General features: G+C 71.4%; 16 protein-coding genes and 1 pseudogene. 15 read left to right on the top strand and 2 right to left on the bottom strand.

The window, feature by feature from the left end; all coding sequences use genetic code 11:
- The first annotated feature begins 93 nt into the window (after window positions 1–93).
- Window positions 94–291 (top strand): hypothetical protein, encoded by a 198-nt coding sequence (locus BM430_RS17745; RefSeq protein WP_093568569.1) that lies wholly within the window; start codon window positions 94–96, stop codon window positions 289–291.
- A 193-nt stretch (window positions 292–484) separates the two neighbouring features.
- Window positions 485–1,630: a plasmid replication protein RepC gene (gene repC / locus BM430_RS17740; RefSeq protein WP_177303089.1), complete on the top strand. Its 1,146-nt coding sequence runs from the start codon at window positions 485–487 to the stop codon at window positions 1,628–1,630.
- A gap of 10 nt (window positions 1,631–1,640) precedes the next feature.
- Here repC and BM430_RS17735 read toward each other — a convergent pair whose 3' ends face one another.
- Complete coding sequence (locus BM430_RS17735; protein ID WP_093568567.1) at window positions 1,641–2,546, bottom strand: LysR substrate-binding domain-containing protein; 906 nt, start codon at window positions 2,544–2,546, stop codon at window positions 1,641–1,643.
- Window positions 2,547–2,706: 160 nt separating this feature from the next.
- Here BM430_RS17735 and BM430_RS17730 point away from each other — a divergent pair, with 160 nt between their 5' ends.
- From BM430_RS17730 to BM430_RS17690, 9 genes are all read left to right on the top strand, one after another.
- A complete protein-coding gene (locus tag BM430_RS17730) occupies window positions 2,707–3,744 on the top strand; it encodes an ABC transporter substrate-binding protein (protein ID WP_093568615.1) in 1,038 nt (345 codons plus the stop codon).
- A 254-nt stretch (window positions 3,745–3,998) separates the two neighbouring features.
- On the top strand, window positions 3,999–5,060 hold the full coding sequence (locus tag BM430_RS17725) for an ABC transporter ATP-binding protein (protein WP_093568566.1): 1,062 nt from the start codon (window positions 3,999–4,001) through the stop codon (window positions 5,058–5,060).
- An 80-nt stretch (window positions 5,061–5,140) separates the two neighbouring features.
- On the top strand, window positions 5,141–5,971 hold the full coding sequence (locus BM430_RS17720) for an ABC transporter permease (protein ID WP_244539536.1): 831 nt from the start codon (window positions 5,141–5,143) through the stop codon (window positions 5,969–5,971).
- Entirely contained in the window at window positions 5,968–6,768 is an 801-nt protein-coding gene (locus tag BM430_RS17715) for an ABC transporter permease (protein WP_093568565.1), read from the top strand. The genes BM430_RS17720 and BM430_RS17715 overlap by 4 nt, the downstream gene beginning before the upstream one ends.
- Window positions 6,769–6,795: 27 nt before the next feature.
- Entirely contained in the window at window positions 6,796–7,935 is a 1,140-nt protein-coding gene (locus BM430_RS17710) for an NAD(P)/FAD-dependent oxidoreductase (protein ID WP_093568564.1), read from the top strand.
- Window positions 7,936–8,206: 271 nt separating this feature from the next.
- The gene (locus tag BM430_RS17705) at window positions 8,207–8,503 is read left to right on the top strand and encodes a (2Fe-2S)-binding protein (protein WP_093568563.1); all 297 of its coding nucleotides are present in this window, start codon (window positions 8,207–8,209) and stop codon (window positions 8,501–8,503) included.
- Complete coding sequence (locus tag BM430_RS17700; RefSeq protein WP_093568562.1) at window positions 8,500–9,933, top strand: FAD/NAD(P)-dependent oxidoreductase; 1,434 nt, start codon at window positions 8,500–8,502, stop codon at window positions 9,931–9,933. Before BM430_RS17705 ends, BM430_RS17700 begins: the two co-directional genes overlap by 4 nt.
- Complete coding sequence (locus BM430_RS17695) at window positions 9,930–11,042, top strand: NAD(P)/FAD-dependent oxidoreductase (protein WP_093568561.1); 1,113 nt, start codon at window positions 9,930–9,932, stop codon at window positions 11,040–11,042. Before BM430_RS17700 ends, BM430_RS17695 begins: the two co-directional genes overlap by 4 nt.
- A gap of 17 nt (window positions 11,043–11,059) precedes the next feature.
- Window positions 11,060–11,407: a RidA family protein gene (locus BM430_RS17690; RefSeq protein ID WP_093568560.1), complete on the top strand. Its 348-nt coding sequence runs from the start codon at window positions 11,060–11,062 to the stop codon at window positions 11,405–11,407.
- A gap of 53 nt (window positions 11,408–11,460) precedes the next feature.
- On the opposite strand, the gene BM430_RS17685 is transcribed toward BM430_RS17690, so the two are convergent.
- Window positions 11,461–13,299, bottom strand: a complete 1,839-nt coding sequence (locus BM430_RS17685; protein ID WP_093568559.1) for a sigma-54-dependent Fis family transcriptional regulator — start codon at window positions 13,297–13,299, stop codon at window positions 11,461–11,463.
- Between the two features lie 272 nt (window positions 13,300–13,571).
- Between BM430_RS17685 and adh the strand changes: the two genes are divergently transcribed.
- The 4 genes and pseudogenes from adh to glp all read left to right on the top strand — a co-directional run bounded on the left by adh (window position 13,572) and on the right by glp (window position 17,487).
- Window positions 13,572–15,095: an aldehyde dehydrogenase gene (gene adh, locus BM430_RS17680; RefSeq protein WP_093568558.1), complete on the top strand. Its 1,524-nt coding sequence runs from the start codon at window positions 13,572–13,574 to the stop codon at window positions 15,093–15,095.
- Window positions 15,096–15,348: 253 nt separating this feature from the next.
- A pseudogene (locus BM430_RS17675) lies at window positions 15,349–15,714 on the top strand (DUF779 domain-containing protein).
- A gap of 61 nt (window positions 15,715–15,775) precedes the next feature.
- Window positions 15,776–16,255: a cyclic pyranopterin monophosphate synthase MoaC gene (gene moaC, locus BM430_RS17670; RefSeq protein ID WP_093568557.1), complete on the top strand. Its 480-nt coding sequence runs from the start codon at window positions 15,776–15,778 to the stop codon at window positions 16,253–16,255.
- On the top strand, window positions 16,252–17,487 hold the full coding sequence (glp, locus tag BM430_RS17665; RefSeq protein ID WP_093568556.1) for a molybdopterin molybdotransferase MoeA: 1,236 nt from the start codon (window positions 16,252–16,254) through the stop codon (window positions 17,485–17,487). The genes moaC and glp overlap by 4 nt, the downstream gene beginning before the upstream one ends.
- Window positions 17,488–17,575 lie beyond the last annotated feature (88 nt).

The following is a 17,575-nucleotide window of genomic DNA, read 5'->3' as shown; positions in this document are numbered from 1 at the left end:
TTTAACATCCACCGCCGAATCTCGACTCCGCATTGCCCGGCCCGCCCGAGTCGTGACACGACTCGTAACGTTACGAGTCGTGGAGCCCAAGCGATGGCCGATACCCCGTCTCAGCGCGTCAAGAAGCTCCGCGAGGCCCGCAAGGCCTCCGGGGAGACGGAGACGAATGTCTGGGTGCCGGCGCAGGTGCAGCAGGCGATCGACGCGGCGGTGCGCGAGGGCAAGTTCCCGAACCGGCGCCTCGCGATCATCCACGCGCTCGAGCAGGTTTTCGTGGAACAGAGCATGTAGACGCAGCAAAGCAAAAAAGCGCCGAGGTGGGGACCTCGGCGCTTTTTGGGATCTCATAACGGGGGCTGGGGAAGCCGCCGCTTGAAGACCGGATTGGCATCCTCCTTCTAGCGGTTCCCGACCTTCTCGTCAATGACGCCCTCTCGGGCGAACGGTCCCGCTTTGCCTCCGTCCAGGGAGGTGTGGAGTGGAGATGGTTCAGACCGGGGGCCGGCCGCTGACGCGCGCCGCCCTCGCCGGACAGAGACGCGCCCTCGAGGACGGGCGCACGGTCACGCGCAAGGAATTGTCCGCCTCCGCCCGGGAAGCCGCGAAGGCGCTCGGATTGCGTCCGGCCCTCCGGCTGGTCCTGTCCGAGCTCGTCGCCGCCTGGGGCGAGCAGGATTGGTCGCGCCTGATCGTGTGGCCGTCGAACGAGTACCTGGTGTCGCGCACCGGGCTGTCGGAGCGCGCCGTGCGCTACGCGATCCGCGACCTCGTGGGTCTCGAGATCATCACGCCGAAGGATTCGGCCAACGGCAAGCGCTACGCGATCCGCTCCCGCAACGGGACGATCCTCGACGCCTTCGGCTTCGACCTGACGCCGCTCTACGCCCGCCGCGGCGACTGGGCGCTGGCGATCCAGGCCCGGGCCGAGGCGCGGGAGCGGCGCCGCCGTGCCTTCGATCTCGTGACGATGCACCGGCGCGCCGTGACGGAGGCGCTGCAAGCGCTCAATGCGCGCCATCCCGACACGACCATTGCCGACCTCGTCGAAGCCCAGGGCAGTCTGGAGGCGACCACGCCCGAACGGCGCGGCGTAGGCGATCCCGACCTCGTGCTGGAGGCCTGGGGCGAGCTGCGCCGGATGGTGGAGGATCGCTTCTACGCAGCCGGCTGTGACGGCAAGACCTGCCCGCACATAGAACCAGAGAAAGGATCTCCTACCGAGGCTTGGAGCAAGGACTCGCCGGGGATCGTCGAAACGCCCCGCCCGATCGATCGACCCGGAGCGGCTCCGACCCCGGCTCTGGTCGTCGAGGCCTGCCCGGTGGTGCGCGACCTGGTGAGCGGCGAGATCCGCGAGGAGCACGAGATCCTCGACGCGGGCCGGCAGGTGAGGGCGTCGATCGGTGCGCATCCGAGCGCCTGGGCCGAGGCCTGCGCGGCGGTCGGCCCCTACGAGGCGGCGGTGCTGGTGCTAATCGTGGCGCAGGCCCACGACGACGACGTCCGGTCGGGCCAGAACCGGATCCGCAACCCGGGCGGCTACTTCCGGCGCCTCGTGCGGCTCGCGGGCGAAGGCCGGTACCAGACCGGGACCGAACTCATGGCGATGCGCCGGAGGCGGCTGACGTGAGGGGCGGTCGTCAATCCGAGAAGGGCGGAGCGAGGAGCGAATCCCGCACGGCCGCGACGAGGTCGAGGGCGACCGGCGAGGGGCTGCGCTGGGGCGGGAACACCGCCGCGAACTCGAACTCGATCCGGGGCACGAAGGGGCGCACCACGACCCCGCGGCCCTCGAACTCCCGCGCCGTGAACGGATCGGAGATCGACACCCCGACGCCCGACGAGACGAGCCCGCAGATGATTTCCGACAGGGCGGTCTCGATCCTGAGAATCCGCCGCACGCCGTCGCGGTGGAAGGCCTGGTCGACGAGGTGGCGCCCGGTCGAGCCGGCGGTGAGCGACACGAAGGTCTCGCCGTCGAAGTCGCGCGGCCCGAGCACGGCCTTCTCAGCGAGGTGGTGGCCCTCCGGCAGCACGGCGACCCGGGCGACCGCCGGCAGGCGCCGGCTCGGCACGCCGTCATGGGCGATCGGCACCTCGGCGAAGCCGACATCGCACTGGTTGTTCGTCACCCAGTCGACCACGATCGGCGAGATCACCCCGAACAGCGACAGGTTCAGGTTCGGCCGCTCCTTGAGGAAATGCCCGGTCAGCCGCGGCAGGTAGCCGTTGGCGAGCGCCGGCAGGGCCGCGACCCGCAGGAATCCGGTGCGCCGGTTGCGGATCTCCTCGGCCGCCGCCCCGATCCGTTCGAGCCCGACGAAGGAGCGCTCGACTTCCGTGTAGAGCGCGGTCGCGGCGGCGGTCGGGACGAGGCCGGTGCCGCGCTTCTCGAACAGCGGCATGTTGAGGAGCGCCTGGAGGTCGCGCAGGAGCCGGCTCACCGCCGGCTGCGTCACCCCCATCAGGGCGGCGGCCTCGGTGACGCTGCCGGTGAGCATCGTGGCGCGGAAGGCCTCGACCTGCCGCAGGTTGATCCGTGCCATCGGGCCTCCTCTGTTGCGAACCATAACATTTCGACATGAAGCGCGCGCCATTTCGCATTGGACGAGCCTCGGCCGGCCCGGCACCTTTTTGCCTATCGGCGCGCCATGGCAATTCCTTGTGCAGCGCCGCATCGCGTCCGCGAGAGGAGACAGGTCCTTGGTGAAGCAACTCGGCCTCCTGACCGCCCTCGGCCTCACGGCCCTGGCGACCTCGCTCGCTCCCGCGGCGGCGCAGCAGACGACGCTCTACGTCGCCGGCTACGGCGGCTCGTTCGAGAAGACGATCCGCACCGAGGTGATCCCGGCCTTCGAGAAGGCCAACGGCGTCAAGGTCGAGTACGTCGCCGGCAATTCCACCGACACGCTCGCCAAGCTCCAGGCGCAGAAGGGCAACCAGCAGATCGACGTCGCGATCGTCGATGACGGCCCGATGTACCAGGCGATCCAGCTCGGATTCTGCGATCGTATCGAGGGCGTGCCGACCGGCGACCTCTACGACCTCGCCCGCTTCACCGACGACAAGGCGGTGGCGACCGGCCTCGTCGCCACCGGGCTGATGTACAACACCAAGGTCTTTGCGGAGCGGGGCTGGGCGCCGCCGACCTCCTGGAACGACCTCAAGGACCCGAAGTATCGCCAGAAGCTCGTCATCCCGCCGATCAACAACACCTACGGGCTCAACGTCCTGGTGATGCTGGCGAAGATGAACGGCGGCAGCGAGAAGAACGTCGATTCCGCGTTCAAGATCTTCAAGTCCGAGATCAACCCGAACGTGCTGGCCTACGAGCCGTCGCCCGGCAAGATGACCGAGCTCTTCCAGTCCGGCCAGGCGGTGATCGCGGTCTGGGGCACCGGCCGGGTGCAGGGCTTGGCCAATACCGGCTTCCCGGTCGATTTCGTCTACCCGAAGGAGGGCGCGGTGGCGCTCCTCACCGCCGCCTGCCCGATCGCCAAGCCGAAGGGATCGCCGCTCGCCAACGCCTTCATCAAGGCGCTGCTCGACCCCAAGGTGCAGCTGACGATGCTGAAGGAATACGGCTACGGCCCAGTGGTGAAGACGGTCGAGGTGCCGCCGGAGATCGTCAAGATGGCCCCCGTCGGCCCCCGCGCCGCCGCTCTGTATACCCCGGACTGGACGGTGGTGAACGAGAAGCGGGAGGAGTGGACGAAGAGGTGGAATCGGGAGGTCGAGCGGTAGGTTGGCCGGGTCCGGAAAGATTCAAGTCAATACTCAAATATTGCCGAATACATCGCGGGATCCCCTCTCCCGTGTGGGAGAGGGGTAGGGGTGAGGGTGCTACGGTTCTGAGTCCAGCACTTGGTGTCGAGCTGCCAGCACGACGGTCTGAGCTTCACACTGAAGCGTGTCACCCTCACCCCCGACCCCTCTCCCACACGGGAGAGGGGGGACCTGCGCCTCTTCTTCCCCCCGGACAGCCCCGGATCCTGCCCATGACCACGAACCCCCGCTCCGCCGCGCCGCTCCTCGAGCTCGAGCACGTCGCCAAGGCCTTCGGCAGCCACGTCGCGGTCGAGGATTTCAACCTCGCGGTGGCGCCCGGCGAGTTCGTCTCATTCCTCGGTCCCTCGGGCTGCGGCAAGACCACGACGCTGCAGATGATCGCCGGATTCCTGGCGCCCTCCCGCGGGACGATCCGCCTGGAGGGCCGCGACCTGACGCAGGTCCATCCCGCGAAGCGCGGCCTCGGCATCGTCTTCCAGAGCTACGCGCTCTTCCCCCACATGACGGCTGCCGAGAACGTCGCCTTCGGCCTCGAGATGCAGCGCGTCGGCCGGGCCGAGCGCACCGAGCGGGTCCGCGCGGCGCTGGCGATGGTGGGGCTCGCCGGGTACGAGGACCGGCATCCGCGCCGGATGTCCGGCGGCCAGCAGCAGCGCGTCGCGCTCGCCCGCGCCCTCGTCATCCGTCCGAGCGTGCTGCTCCTCGACGAGCCGCTGTCGAATCTCGACGCCAAGCTGCGCGAGGAGATGCAGATCGAGCTGCGCCAGATCCAGCGCAACCTCGGCACCACCACGATTCTCGTCACCCACGACCAGACCGAGGCTCTGTCGCTCTCCGACCGGATCGTCGTAATGAGCAAGGGCCGCATCGAGCAGATCGGCACGCCGCAGGACACCTATGAGCGTCCCGCTTCCGCCTTCGTCGCCCAGTTCCTCGGCAAGACCAACGACTTCTCCGCCCGGATCGAGGGCGCGTCTCCCGCCCGGATCGTCGCCGGCGGCTGGAGCGCGCCGGCACCCGTGGGCCTGCGCGGCCCGGTGACGATCAGCGTCCGCCCGGAGCGGATCGGATTCGCCGAATCCGGCCTGCCGGGACGGGTGTCCGCGCGCATCTTCCAGGGCAACCACTGGCTGTTCCAGTGCGAGACCGAGTGCGGCCCGGCGATCGTGGTGCGGCCGAACGACGGTCTCGCCCAGCCCGGCGAGGGCGAGGCGGTGCGCCTCGCCTGGCGCCCCGAGGACATGAGCCTGCGCGCCGGAGCCGCCGCGTGAACGCCGCCGCGACCACGACCCTTCCCACCTCCCCATCGACAACGGCCCCGGAGCCCCGCGCCAGCCGCGCGCCGCTCTGGCTGATCCTGCCGGCCGTGCTGCTCTTCGTCGGCATCGTGCTGGTGCCGCTGGCGATGACGGTGCTGCTTTCGTTCCACGATTGGGGCCAGTACAAGGGCATCGAGCCGGTCCTGATCCTGAAGAACTGGCAGGAGATCGCCACCGACCCGTACTACGCCGAGATGTTCGGGCGCACGCTCCGCATCGCGCTGATCACCACGCTCGTCACGGCTCTGCTCGGCGCGCCGGAGGCCTACATCCTCAACCGGATGAGCGGGCGCTGGCGCGGGATCTTCCTGCTCCTGATCCTCGGGCCGCTCCTCATCTCGGTCGTGGCGCGCACGCTCGGCTGGGCGCTCTTGTTCGGCGGGTCGAACGGGCTCGCCAACAAGCTCCTGATGTCGCTCGGGGTCATCGCCTCGCCGCTGCCGTTCCTGTTCACCGAGACCGGTGTCGTCATCGCGCTCGTCCACGTGATGATGCCGTTCATGGTGCTGTCGGTCTGGGCCGCGCTCCAGCGCCTCGACCCTCAGGTCGAGCACGCGGCGATGTCGCTAGGTGCCGGTCCCGTCACCATCATCCGCCGCATCGTCCTGCCGCAGATCATGCCGGGCGTGCTGTCGGGCGCGATCATCGTGTTCTCGCTCTCGGCGAGCGCCTTCGCGACGCCGGCGATCATCGGCGGGCGCCGGCTCAAGGTCGCGGCGACGCTGGCCTACGACGAATTCCTCAACACGCTGAACTGGCCGCTCGGCGCCGCGGTGGCGGTGCTGCTGCTGGTCGGCCTCGTGCTGATCGTCGTCGGCGCCAACGCCCTCGTCGAGCGGCGCTACGCGGAGGTGTTCAAATGAGCCGCAACGGCCCCCTCGCGCTCGCCTTCCACGGCCTGTTCGTGACCTTCATGCTGGCGCCGATCGTCGTCGTCTGCCTCGTCGCCTTCACGCCGGAGGGGTTCCTCTCGCTGCCGACGAACGGGTTCTCGCTGCGCTGGTTCCGGGCGATCGCCGACTACCCGGAATTCGTCCACGCCTTCTGGGTCAGCCTCGGGCTCGGCGCGCTGTCGTCGTTCGTAGCCCTCCTCTTCGCGGTACCGGCGGCACTCGCGCTCACCCGCTATCCGGTGCCGGGGCGCAGCGCGCTCCAGGCGCTGTTCCTGTCGCCCTTGATGATCCCGCACGTGGTGCTCGGCGTCGCGTTCCTGCGCTTCTTCACGGCGCTCGGCCTCGGCGGCACCTTCCTGGCGCTGCTCGCCGCCCACATCGTCGTGGTCTTCCCGTTCGCGTTCCGGCTGACGCTGGCCGCTGCCGCCGGCCTCGATCCGTCGGTGGAGCGGGCGGCGGTCTCGCTCGGGGCCGGCGGGTTCACGCTGTTTCGCCGGGTGACCCTGCCGCTGATCCTGCCCGGCGTGGTGAGCGGCTGGGCGCTCGCCTTCATCCAGTCCTTCGACGACCTGACCATGACGGTCTTCCTCGCCGCGCCCGGCACCGAGACGCTGCCGGTGCGCATGTTCCTCTACATCCAGGACAACATCGACCCGCTGGTGACCTCGGTCTCGGCCTGCGTGATCGCCGTCACCATGGTCTGTCTCGCCATCCTCGACCGGCTCTACGGCCTCGACCGCGTGCTCGCGGGCAAGGGCAGTCATTAAGGCCATAGCCGGCGTACAGGAGTTCACATGTCCAAGGACTACGACGTCGCCGTCGTCGGCGGCGGCCTGCTCGGCTCGGCCATCGCCTGGGGCCTCGGCCGGCTCGGGCAACGGGTGGCCGTCCTCGACGAGGGCGACATCACCAAGCGCGCCTCGCGGGCGAACTTCGCCCTCGTCTGGGTGCAGAGCAAGGGCCTCGGGATGCCGGCCTATACCGGCTGGACCGTGCGGGCGGCGAAGAGCTGGGCGCAGCTCGCGTCAGCCCTTCGCGAGCAGAGCGGGCTCGACGTCTCGCTGCAGCAGAACGGCGGCTTCCACCTCACGCTCGGCGGGGACGAGTACGACCGCCGCGCCGACCTCGTCGCCCGGATGCACAACCAGATCGGCGCCGCCGATTACGAGATGGCGATGGTCTCGCGGGCCGAGGTCGAGCGGGCGCTGCCCGGCATCGGCCCCGAGGTCTCCGGCGGCAGCTACTGCCCGCTCGACGGCCACGTGAACTCGCTGCGCACCTACCGGGCCTTCCATGCCGGGTTGAAGGCGTTCGGCGTCGATTACCTGCCCGAGCGGCCGGTCTCCGCCATCACCCGCGAGGGGGACGAGTTCCGGCTGACGACCCCCGCCGGCGAGGTGCGCGCCGCCAAGGTGGTGCTCGCCGCCGGCAACGCCAACCAGGCGCTCGCCCCGATGGTCGGCCTCTCGGCGCCGATGGGTCCGACAAGGGGCCAGATCGTCGTCACCGAGCGGACGCAACCCTTCCTGCCCCACCCGCTCTCGACCCTGCGCCAGACCGACGAGGGCACGGTGATGATCGGCGACAGCAAGGAGGACGTGCTCGACGACCGCGCCATGCGCCAGGGCATCAACGCCGTGATGGCCGACCGGGCCCAGCGCACCTTCCCGCACTTGGCGCGGCTCAACGTGGTGCGCAGCTGGTCCGGCATCAGGGTGATGCCGCGGGACGGTTTCCCGATCTACGACCAGTCGGAGACCCATCCCGGCGCCTTCGTCGCCTGCTGCCACTCGGGCGTGACCCTCGCCTCCAACCACGCCTTCGAGATCGCCCGGATGGTGGCGGGGGGCCGCCTGGAGGAGGAGTTGGTCGGGGCGTTCACGGCAAAGCGATTCGAGGCGGCCGAGGCGAAGGCCGGCAGCGGGTATTATTGAGAGCCGTTTTCAGCACGAGCGATGGTCGTCGGCCGCGACGGCTCACAACCCACAGGGTCATCCCGGGGCTCGCTGCAGGCGAGAGCCCGGGATCCAGAACCGCAGGTCCGAGAGAATCGAGCGGAACGCTGCCCGCCCCTTCCGGAAACATCCGCGGCTCTGGATTCCGGGCTCCGCTGCGCGGCCCCGGAATGACGCGGAGGGTGGCAGAACCGTCAGCTACCCCGACAACCACCAAGATTCCACGAGGGCCCCGGGCCCGGAGACGCCCATGTTCAAGCGATCCGACCACGACACCAGACCGATCGTCCGCATCCTCGTCGAGGGCGCGACCGTCGAGGCGCGGGCGGGCGACACCGTGTCGGCCGCGCTGCTCGCCTCCGGCCGCGACGTGCGCCGGCTCACCGCGGTCAGCGGGGCGCCGCGGCTGCCCTACTGCATGATGGGGGTGTGCTTCGACTGCCTCGTCACCATCGACGGGGTCGGCAACCGCCAGGGCTGCCTCGTGCCGGTGGAAGACGGCATGCGCATCGAGATCCAGAAGGGCAAGCGGGAGATCGGCCGATGACCAGCGCACCGACGATCAAGGGACCCCGGCGCGACGCCTACGACGTCGTGGTGATCGGCGCCGGCCCCGCGGGCCTCGCTGCCGCCGCCACCGCCGCCAAGGCCGGCCTCACGGTCCTGCTCCTCGACGAGAATGCCGGCCCCGGCGGCCAGGTCTGGCGCGCCATCACCTCGACGCCGCTCGCGGACAAGACGCAGCTCGGGTCCGATTTCTGGAGCGGCGAGGAATGGGTCCGAGCCTTGCGGGCGGGCAGCGCCGAGGTGATCCACCGCGCCACGGTCTGGAGCCTCGACAAGGCGCTGGAGATCGGCGTCTCGGTCGGCGGCGGCTCTGCCTTCGTGACGGCCCGGCGGGTGATCCTGGCGACCGGGGCGCTGGAGCGCCCGTTCCCGATTCCGGGCTGGACCCTGCCCGGCGTGATGACTGCCGGCGCGGCGCAGACGATGCTGAAATCGTCGGGCCTGGTGCCGGACGAGCCGACGGTGATCGCGGGCCAGGGGCCGCTGCTCTGGCTCCTCTCGGCGCAGATCCTGCGCCTCGGCGGCCGGATCGACCGGATCCTCGACACCACCGACCGGCGGAACGTCGTCGCAGCCCTGCCGCACGCGCTCGCCTTCGCGACCTCGCCGTATTTCCGCAAGGGTCTCGCGCTGATGCGCGAGGTGCGCGCGAAGGTGAAGGTCGTCTCGGGCGTGACGGAGTTGGCCGCGCGAGGGGAGGGGAGGCTCGCGAGCGTCACCTACAAGGTGGGGACGCGGGAGGAGACCCTGCCGGCCTCGCTGCTCCTCCTGCACCAGGGCGTGGTGCCGAACGTCAACCTCGCCATGGCGGCGGGCGTCGAGCATGCCTGGGACGACGTCCAGCTCGCCTGGCTGCCGGTTCTGGGGAAGGACGGCGCGACGTCCGTCGAGGGGATCGCGGTGGCGGGCGACGGCGCCGGAATCGGCGGGGCGGAGGCCGCGGCCCTGCGCGGCCGCCTCGCGGCGCTCGCCGCGATCGAGGCCTTGGCCCCGGCAGCCCTGGCGAAGGTCGACTCGGCGGCGAGCGTGCGGGCCGAACTCGTCCGGGCCGAGCGCGGCCGGCCGTTCCTCGACCTGCTGTTCCGGCCCGGAAAGCAGTTCCGCATTCCCGCCGACGACACGATCGTCTGCCGCTGCGAGGAGATCACCGCCCGCGACATCCGCGAGGCGGTCGCCATCGGGGCGACCGGGCCGAACCAGCTCAAGGCCTATCGCCGCACCGGCATGGGCCCGTGCCAGGGCCGGCTCTGCGGCCTCACCGTCACCGAGCTGATGGCCGAGGCGCGGGGGAAGACGCCGCAGGAGATCGGCTATTATCGCCTGCGCGCGCCGGTGAAGCCGATCGCGCTCGCCGAACTCGCCGCCCTGCCGAAATCGCAGGCCGAGACCGAGGCGGTGGTGCGCGGATGACCCTGCTCGCCGACGCCATCGTGGTCGGGGGCGGGATCCACGGCTGCTCGACCGCGCTCCATCTCTGCCGGGCCGGGCTGAAACCCGTCCTGATCGAGAAGGACTATGCCGGCCGCCACGCCTCCGGCGTCAATGCCGGCGGGGTGCGCCAGCTCGCCCGCCACGTCGCCGAGATTCCGCTCTCGATCCGCTCGATGGACCTCTGGGAGCGCATCGGCGACCTCGTCGACGACGAGTGCGGCTTCGAGAGCCACGGCCAGGTGCTGGTGGCCGAGGACGAGGGCGAGCTCGCCGCCTGCCGCGAGCGTGTCGAGGACCTGCACGGGCACGGCTTCACCCACGAGGAGCTGATCGACGGGGCGGAACTGCGCCGCCTGGTGCCGGCGGTGGCCGAGACCTGCCCGGGCGGCGTCGTCTCGCGCCGCGACGGCGCGGCCCAGCCGGCGCGCACGGTGGCGGCGTTCCGGCGCAAGGCGGAAGAACTCGGCGCCATCGTGCGCGAGGGCGAGCCGGCGCGGAACGTGCGCCGGGAGGACGGGCTGTGGCGGGTCGATGTCGGCTCCGATTCCTACGCGGCGCCGGTCCTCGTCAACGCCGCCGGCGCCTGGGCCGGGCGCATCGCCGAATCCCTCGGCGAGCCGGTCCCGGTCGAGACCGTGGCGCCGATGCTGATGATCACCTCGAAGGTGCCGCACTTCATCGATCCGGTGGTGATCCTGCGCGGGCGCAAGCTGTCGTTCAAGCAGTTCGCCAACGGCACGGTGCTGATCGGCGGCGGCCACCTCGCGGTGCCGGACCAGGACAGGGGCACGACGGTGCTGAACTGGCGGCGCCTGTCCGAGAGCGCCCGCACGGTGTTCGAGCTGTTTCCGGTCATGCGCGACGCGACGATCCTGCGCGCCTGGGCGGGCATCGAGGCCAAGATGAAGGACGACCTGCCGGTGCTCGGGCCGAGCGCCCGGCATCCCGGCCTCTACCACCAGTTCGGCTTCTCGCTGCACGGCTTCCAGCTCGGGCCGGCGGCGGGGGCCGTCATGGCCGAGCTCATCGTCGAGGGCGGCACCCAGACCCGGATCGGCGCACTCGGCATCGAGCGCTTCCGGACCTGACTTCCAAGGAGAATCCCATGACCATCACGCGTTCGATCCGCACCCCGATCATGCACCGCGCCGTCGAGGTGAACGGCCTCGTCTTCGTCGGCGGCACCATCGCGGACGACACTTCGGTCTCGATGGGCGCCCAGACCGAGAACATCTTAGGAAAAATCGCCGGCTACCTGAAGGAAGCCGGAACGGACGCCTCGCGCATCGTCTCGGCCACGATCTTCGTGACCGACCTGTCGCACAAGAAGGAGATGGACGCCGCCTGGACCCGCTTCTTCGGCGACGACCTGCCGGCCCGCGCCACCGTCGGCGTGGCGGATCTCGGCGGCGGCGCGCTCATCGAGGTCGTGGTGACGGCGGCCAAGGGCTGAAACGGGTCCACCCGCGGCGGACGGCCGGCGACGCGCCGGCCGTCCCGTCCCGATCAGGCCAGGCAGCGCCGATAGAGCGTGCTGCGGCTGATCCCGAGGCTGCGCGCCGCGCGGCTGACATTGCCGCCATGCTCCGCCAGGGCCGCCCGCATCGCGTCCTGCGCCAGGGTGTCGAGGCGGCCGGTGGGTGCGGGAGCCGGCCGGGGTGCCGGTTCGGGGCGGGGGGCGGCCACCCCGTCGGGCAGGTCCTCGGGCCCGAGGCTCTCCCCGGTCTCGGCGAGCACGGCGAGGGCCTTCAGGCAGGCGACGAGCTGGCGCAGGTTGCCGGGCCAGTCCGCCTCGGCGAGCGCCGCCTCGCAGGGAGGCGACAGGGTCACCTGCCGGGACGGTCCACCGGTCCGGGCCCACAAGGCCCGCACCAGGGCGAGGCGGTCCGGCCGCTCGCGCAGGGCCGGCAGGCGCACCCGGTAGGGGGCGATGCGGTAGTAGAGATCGGCCCGGAAGGCGCCCTCCTCGACCATGCGGGCGAGGTCGCGGTGGGTGGCGCAGATCAGCGCGAAATCGACCGGGACCGGGCGGGTGCCGCCGACGGGCAGGACCTCCCGCTCCTGCAGGGCCCGCAGCAGGCGCGATTGCAGGGAGAGCGGCATGTCGCCGATCTCGTCGAGGAAGAGCAGCCCGCCCTCGGCCTGGCGCAGCAGGCCCTTGGCGCCGTGGCGCGCCGCCCCCGTGAAGGCGCCGGGCTCGTAGCCGAACAGCTCGGCCTCGATCAGCGTCTCGGGCAGCGCCGCACAGTTCACCGCCACGAAGGGTTTTTGCGACCGCGCGCAGGCGGCGTGGGCGGCGTGGGCGAAGACCTCCTTGCCGGTGCCGGTCTCGCCCTCGACCACCACCGGAATCCCGGCATCGATCAGCCGCACGGCGCGGGCGAGGAGTTTTTGGGTGGCGGGATCGAGGATCGGTCCCTTGGGGCCCGGCCGCGCCGCCTCGGCCGCCGGCCGGCGCCTCGCCGGGGTGGGCGCGCCCTCGAGCCGGCCGTAGAGCGGCGCCCCGGCCTCGTCCGCCAAGGCGAGCGGCCCAGGCGCCGCGGCGGCGCCGTGTCCGCCGGCATGCTCGGCGCCGAGATCGCCCCAGCCGAGGCCGAGGAGCGCCAGCCCGTGCCGGTTGGCGCCGACGAGGCGCCGCCCCTCGAAGACCAGCACGCCTTCGCGCGGCGTGCCGAGGAGACCGGGATCGCGGTGCAGCCGCAGCACCTCGCAGCCCGCCGGCACCGCCGCGAGCAGGCGGTGCTCGATGGCCGCGACCGCGAGCCCGACGAGGCCGAGGGCGTGGCCCTGGTGGATCGCCGCCGGTCCGGTCAGGTCGAGGACGCCCAGCACCGTGCCGTCCGGGCCGAGGATCGGCATGGCGGCGCAGCTGAGGATGCGGTGCGGCTCGAAATAGTGCTCCGCCCCCCGTACCTCGACCGGGCGGCGTTCGATCAGCGCGGTGCCGATGGCGTTGGTGCCGGTCAGGCTCTCGCTCCACGGCACCCCGGGGCGGAGCGCCACCTGCGCGGCGCGGCCGGCGAAGGAATCGCTGCCGAGCGTGTCGAGGATCAGCCCGTCGGCATCGGTGAGGATCACCAGGCTGCCGGTCGCCTGCGCCTCGGCGTGCAGGGCCTCGATCTCGGGCCGGCAGGTCCGGCGCAGGGCCTCGCTGCGGTCGAAGGCGGCGCGCAAGGCGGCGGAGGTCAGCGGCTCGACCCGGGGTTTCTGGCCGAAATCGAGCCCGAGGGCGGCGCAGCGCTCCCAGGAGCGCAGGATCGGCGGCGGCGGCTCCGCCACCCCCGGCCCGAAGGCCTGCCGCCGGGCGGCGAGCAGGGTGCGGGGCGTGGTCACGCGGCTCTGCATGCGCGGCTCGCCTCCCGTGTCTCGCCGCCGCGTCGGCGGCCTGTCGCGGATTGCGACAGGTGTCGCAGGTGTCGCGCGCCCGGTCCAGGCGTGCGGGGGCCGGATTTTGGTCGAAGGCCGTGCCGGATCATCGGGAAAGTCCCGGCCGATCAGAGCCTTGCCAGGGGTGAGCCGGGCCCGGGACCCGGCTGGCACGCGCGCTGCCGGGTGATCTCCCGCCACGCCCCGCCAGGACCGGGACCTCCCCGTCACGGGGCGAGTGGGAGGAACGAATGAACAAGCCGGAACTCTTCGCCGACGCCCGCACCACCTCGCCGTTCTCGGGCCGCTACGACAACTTCATCGGCGGCGCGTGGGTCGCTCCCGTGGCGGGCCGCTACTTCGAGAACACCTCGCCGATCACCGGCGGGGTGATCTGCGAGGTCGCCCGCTCGGACGCGCAGGACGTCGAGCGCGCGCTCGACGCCGCCCACGCCGCCAAGGATTCGTGGGGCCGCACCGCGCCGGCGGAGCGCGCCCGCATCCTGCTCAAGATCGCCGACCGGATGGAGGACAACCTCGACCTGATCGCCCTCGCCGAGACCTGGGACAACGGCAAGCCGATCCGCGAGACCACGCATGCCGACATCCCGCTCGCCATCGATCATTTCCGCTATTTCGCCGGCTGCGTCCGGGCGCAGGAGGGCTCGCTCTCCGAGATCGACCACGACACCGTGGCGTACCACTTCCACGAGCCGCTCGGGGTCGTCGGCCAGATCATCCCGTGGAACTTCCCGATCCTGATGGCGGTGTGGAAGCTCGCGCCCGCGCTCGCCGCCGGCAATTGCGTGGTGCTCAAGCCCGCCGAGCAGACCCCGGCCTCGGTGCTGCTGCTCGCCGAGCTGATCGGCGACCTCCTGCCCCCGGGCGTGCTCAACATCGTCAACGGCTTCGGGCTCGAAGCCGGCAAGCCGCTCGCCTCGTCGCCCCGCATCGCCAAGATCGCCTTCACCGGCGAGACCACGACCGGGCGGCTGATCATGCAATACGCCTCGCAGAACCTGATCCCGGTGACGCTGGAGCTCGGCGGCAAGTCGCCGAACATCTTCTTCTCGGATGTGGCCGCAGAGGATGATGACTTCCTCGACAAGGCGCTTGAGGGCTTCACGATGTTCGCCCTCAACCAGGGCGAGGTCTGCACCTGCCCGAGCCGGGCGCTGGTCCACGAATCGATCTACGACCGCTTCATGGAGCGGGCGATCCGGCGCGTCGAGGCGATCACGCAGGGCTCGCCGCTCGATCCCGCGACGATGATCGGCGCCCAGGCCTCCTCCGAGCAGCTCGAGAAGATCCTGAGCTACGTCGATATCGGCCGCCAGGAGGGCGCCGAATGCCTCACGGGCGGCGCCCGCGCCGTGAAGGAGGGCGCGCTCGCCGGCGGCTACTACATGCAGCCGACGGTGTTCCGCGGCCACAACCGGATGCGCATCTTCCAGGAGGAGATCTTTGGGCCCGTCCTGTCGGTCACGACCTTCAAGGACGACGAGGAGGCATTGAGCATCGCCAACGACACGCTCTACGGCCTCGGCGCCGGCGTGTGGACCCGCGACGGCACCCGCGCCTACCGCTTCGGCCGGGCGATCCAGGCCGGCCGCGTCTGGACCAACTGCTACCACGCCTACCCGGCCCACGCGGCCTTCGGCGGCTACAAGCAATCCGGCATCGGCCGCGAGACCCACAAGATGATGCTCGACCACTACCAGCAGACCAAGAATTTGCTGGTCAGCTACTCGGCGAAGAAGTTGGGATTCTTCTGAAAAATATGTGGGCAAGAAAGAAGCACGGGTCTCCCCTCTCCCGTGTGGGAGAGGGGCCGGGGGTGAGGGTGCTACGGTTCTGAGTCTAGTTCAGGCCGTCGTGCTGGCAGCTCGGCGCTTGGCGATATATCCGGAAGCCGAGCCACCCTCGCGCGATCTTCGATCGCACCTACCCCTCTCCCACTCGGGAGAGGGGATCCCGCGCTATTCTTGACTGGGTTATGACTAACACAAGAAGCTTGAAAGGCCCCCCATGCCCGCTCCCCCGCCCCGCGTCACCGCCACCCCGGTGGCCCTCGACCTGATCGCGCGCCTGCGCCGCGAGCATGGCGCGGTCCTGTTTCACCAATCCGGTGGCTGCTGCGACGGTTCGGCGCCGATGTGCTTCCCCGTCGGCGACTTCGCGCTCGGCGACGGCGACGTGCATCTCGGCGCGATCGGCGGAGCGGATTTCTACATCAGCGGCCCGCAATTCGCGGTCTGGCGGCACACCTAGCTCATCATCGACGTGGTGCCGGGGCGCGGCGGGATGTTCTCGCTGGAGAACGGGTCCGGGCAGCGCTTCCTCCTGCGCTCGCGGGTGTTCGACGCGGCCGAGGCGGCGGCGCTGGACGCCTGAGGCCGTGGCGGGGCCGGCGGCCGGCGTGCTAAGCGCGGGGACGTTCTTCCGGAGCCAGGCCATGCCGACCCTGACCCATCTCGACGCCGCCGGCGCCGCCAACATGGTCGACGTCACCGACAAGGCCGCGACCGACCGCGCCGCCCGCGCCGAGGGCTTGGTGGTGATGAACCCCGACACCCTGCGGCTGATCCGCGAGGGCGACGCCAAGAAGGGCGACGTGCTCGGCACCGCGCGGCTCGCCGGCATCATGGCGGCCAAGCGCACCCACGAGCTGATCCCGCTCTGCCACCCGCTGCTGCTGACCAAGGTCCGGGTCGAGTGCGAGCCCGACGAGGGCCTGCCGGGCATCCGCGTCACCGCGGAGGTGCGGGTGCAGGGCCCGACCGGCGTCGAGATGGAGGCGCTGACCGCCGTCTCGGTGGCGTGCCTGACGGTCTACGACATGGTCAAGGCCGCCGACCGGGGCATGCGGGTCGATGGCGTCCGGCTCCTGCACAAGAGCGGCGGCCGCTCGGGCGTGTGGGAGGCCGGCGAGTGAGCGCGCTCCTTCCCGTCGCCGAGGCGCTGGCGCGCATCCTCGCCGAGGCCCGCCCGGTCGAGGCCGAGACCGTCGCGATCACGGCCGCGGCCGGCCGCACGCTCGCCGAGGACGTGCGGGCCCTGCGCACCCAGCCGCCCTTCGCGACCTCGGCGATGGACGGCTACGCCGTGCGCGCCGCCGACGTCGCCGGGGCCTCGCCCGAGGCGCCGGTGCGTCTCGCCGTCACCGCCACCAGCGCCGCCGGCCACGGCGCCCGCGGCCCGGTGGGCGAGGGCGAGGCGATCCGCATCTTCACCGGCGCGCCTTTGCCCGAGGGCGCCGACACGGTGGTGATCCAGGAGGACACGCAGGCCGAAGGCGACACGGTGCTGGCCCGCGCCGGCAACCCGGCGGGGCGCCACATCCGCGGCGCCGGGCTCGATTTTCGCGAGGGCGACCGGCTGCTCGGTGCCGGCGAGCGCCTCGACGGCTGGCGCGTCGCGCTCGCCGCGGCGGGCGGGCACCCGACCTTGCGCGTCCGGCGCCGGCCCCGCGTCGCGGTGCTCGCCACCGGCGACGAGCTGGTGCGGCCGGGCGAGCCGGCGAAATGGGACCAGATCGTCGCCTCGAACGGCCTCGCGCTCGCCGCGATGGCGGAGGCCGCCGGGGCGGAGGCGATCGATCTCGGCATCGCCGGCGACACCTTCGCGGACCTCGAAGGGGCGATCGCCCGCGCCCGCGACGCACGCGCCGACCTCCTCGTCACGCTGGGCGGCGCCTCGGTCGGCGACCACGACCTCGTCCAGTCGGCGCTCGCGCGCCAGGGGCTCGATCTCGGATTCTGGCGCGTGGCGCTCCGGCCCGGCAAGCCGCTGATGCATGGCCGCCTCGGGCCGATGGCGGTGCTGGGGCTCCCCGGCAACCCGGTCTCGTCGGTGGTCTGCGGGCTGCTCTTCGTCCACCCGCTGATCCGGGCGCTCCTCGGCGACCCGGAGGCCGGGGCCGACCGCAGCGAGCCGGGCGTCCTCGGGCGCGACCTGCCGGCGAATGACGGGCGCCAGGACTACATGCGCGCCGCCCTCGACACCGCGCCGGACCGGCTGCCGGTGGTCCACCCGGCCGAGCGCCAGGATTCCTCGATGCTCTCGGTGCTCGCCCGCTCCGAGGCGCTGCTGATCCGCGCGCCCCACGCGCCGGCCGCACGAGCCGGCGATCCCTGCCGCATCCTGCGGCTCGACCGGGGAATCTAAGCAGATTTCGCAAAAGTGGCCGCCGGTTCTGCGGCAAAAATCTGCGACAAAACAAGGAGCTCAGCGGACGAAGCGGTGGCCCGCCAAC

It is taken from the genome of Methylobacterium sp. 174MFSha1.1, assembly GCF_900116815.1.
Lineage (GTDB): Bacteria > Pseudomonadota > Alphaproteobacteria > Rhizobiales > Beijerinckiaceae > Methylobacterium.
The sequence above is the reverse complement of the archived record's forward strand: the minus strand, read 5'-3'. Positions and strand labels throughout refer to the sequence as shown.